This window comes from Comamonas sp. FUJ_7 (assembly GCF_057369555.1).
Genome location: NZ_JBXXZI010000025.1, coordinates 1 through 2,476, shown reverse-complemented (window position 1 = coordinate 2,476; position 2,476 = coordinate 1). Strand labels below are relative to the sequence as shown.

General features: G+C 58.5%; 2 protein-coding genes. Both read left to right on the top strand.

Annotation, left to right across the window (positions count from 1 at the left end; translation table 11 throughout):
* Positions 1–348: 348 nt before the first annotated feature.
* Entirely contained in the window at positions 349–1,074 is a 726-nt protein-coding gene (locus AC2I9W_RS17590) for a BRO-N domain-containing protein (RefSeq protein ID WP_081333255.1), read from the top strand.
* On the top strand, positions 1,071–2,435 hold the full coding sequence (locus tag AC2I9W_RS17585) for an ISL3 family transposase (protein WP_017515528.1): 1,365 nt from the start codon (positions 1,071–1,073) through the stop codon (positions 2,433–2,435). Before AC2I9W_RS17590 ends, AC2I9W_RS17585 begins: the two co-directional genes overlap by 4 nt.
* Positions 2,436–2,476: the final 41 nt, after the last annotated feature.

Genomic DNA, 2,476 nt, shown 5'->3' with positions numbered 1-2,476 from the left:
GGGTATTCGGAAAAGGCTGTTGATTCGGTGTTGTAGGTCAGCATCTACATTTCAATTTTGATTTCGTAGATTGCTGTTGACAGCCTGCATTCTTGGCGTTAGAGTTCATGTCAGGTGCTGAACACACCTTGTCAGGCGGAAGCCGCTCCCGAAAGTCAAAGCGGCTTTTTCACGTCCATAGGTTTTGCGTTGCCCCGTGATGCGGGACAATAGCGGTCTATGGCCGGGTAGCGCGCAGCTATACAAGACCCTTCGGGGGAAATCTGCGGGCGGTCCTGACACCGTGTTCAAGTACCCGGCCGCCTCTCTGAACAAGGGGCGAAATTGAACGAATGTCAGGAGGCCATCATGGCTAGTCAAAATCTTCTCTCTGTGGGTGCCACTTCCAGCGACACCCCTCACCAGACCTTCAACTTCGACCACCTGCCAGTGCGCACCGTCAACCGCGACGGTGAAATCTGGTTCATCGCAGCGGATGTTTGCGCTGCGCTTGAGATCGTCAGCTCTCGGCAAGCAGTTGGCCGCCTCGATGATGACGAGAAGGGTGTATGCACTGTATCCACCCCCGGCGGTCGGCAGGAAATCATGATCGTCAGCGAGTCCGGCCTATACAGCCTGATCCTGACCAGCCGCAAGGAAGAGGCCAAGCGCTTCAAGCGCTGGATCACTCACGAAGTTTTGCCAGCCATTCGCAAGACTGGCGGGTACGGCAACCAAGACCCTGAGCGCCTCAAGCTGGCGTTTGCTCTTGCCTCCGAAGTGGCTGACCAGGCCGCCCGCACGGTTTTTGAAGCGGTGATGGCGGGTGACGATGGGTGGAAGCACGACCGCTGGATGTTCTCCCTGACCTACGACCGCGACAACAAGCCAACGGTGCCTTGGGCTAAAGCCATTGACCGAGAAGCCATGGTGGTGTCACTGGCTGAATTGCCTCGCCGCCTGCTGGAGCCGAACGGCATGCTGCCCAGCAACAAAGAACTGGCCGAACTGGCTGCGGCGTGCAATCAACGCCTTGCGCAGCGCATGGCGTATGAGGCCAGCAAGGCTTCTGGAACCGGAGTAATGAAGCCTTGACAACCCTGCCCGACAACATCCTGCACCCTCTCAAGGCCAAGATCGTGGGATTCCACGAGGAAGAGAACGAGTACAGCTTCCAAGTGGAATACCCTGATCCGGTCATCTGCCCGAACTGCGCGGTTTACGGCGAGGTGGTGCGCTTTGGCAAGAAGGAGATGAAGTTGCGCGACCTGCCGCTGCATGGACGCTGGGTCACGCTCTGGTTAATCCGGCGCCGCTTCCTCTGCCGGGCCTGCAATGGCACGTTCAGCCCGGCCTTGCCGGAGATGGCCGAGGGCCACCGAATGACCAAACGGCTGTCCGACTACATCATCAAGGCCGCTGTGGGTCGCACCAATAGCGACGTGGGCCGCGAGGTTGGCGTGGATGAAGCGATCATCCGCAAGCTGTTCCGTGACCATGCCGAGGCGCAGAAAGGCCGCTACAAGCCTTCTGCGCCCCGTGTGCTGGGCATTGATGAGCTGTACCTGCAACGCACCTACCGCTGCGTGCTGACCAATATCGAAGAGGAAACCATCATCGACCTGTTGGAGTCGCGCACGAAGCCGCAGGTCACGGCCTACCTGTCACGCCTCAAAGACCGCAAAGACATTGAGATTGTGTGCATGGACATGTGGAACCCCTACCGCGAGGTGGCGAAGGCATTGATGCCTGATGCCGCCATCGTGGTGGACAAGTTCCACATCCAGCGCATGGCCAATGAGGCCATGGAGAAGATCAGGAAGGGCATCAAGGCCGGACTGTCACAGCACCGGCGCCGGGCACTCAAGGGCGACCGAAAGCTGATGCTGATGCGTGAGCATGACCTCAACCCCATGAACCGCATGGTGGTCGATACGTGGCTCAACCAGTTCCCAGAACTCGGTGCCGCCTACCGTCTCAAGGAAGAGTTCCTGAACATCTGGAATCTGGAAAACGAGTCTGACGCCAAGGAAGAGTACCGGCGCTGGCATTCCAGCCTGACCCCGGAGGAGCGCCCCCAGTGGGCGCCGCTGACCACGGCAATGAGCAACTGGGAGGCGGAGATCTTCGCCTACTTCGGTGACGGAAAGCGCAATACCAATGCCTTCACCGAGTCGATGAACCGGCAAATGAAAGACCTGAACAGGGCCGCACGGAGCATGTCGTTCGAGATGTTCCGGGCCAAGATGCTGTTCTCGGTCGAGCACAGAATGAAGCGCAAGGAAAAGCCTCGCCGGGAATCGCCCTTCACAATGGGCTATGGCGTCCCTACGGACGCTGACCTTGCACGAGCGGCACCCGCCATGGTGGACATGGGGGTGCCTATAGGGAAGCTCTTGGAGCGCTTCTTGGAGCCTCCCATCAACATCACTACACCGCCTTCGGAAGCCGGTTAGAAGTTCCCTTCATCAACCGGCTATTCCGAATACCCAAAAAA

What these genes read in the sequence shown, in the direction of transcription:
- AC2I9W_RS17590 (WP_081333255.1), top strand. Translation starts at nt 349, where the DNA reads ATGGCTAGTCAAAATCTTCTCTCTGTGGGTGCCACTTCCAGCGACACC.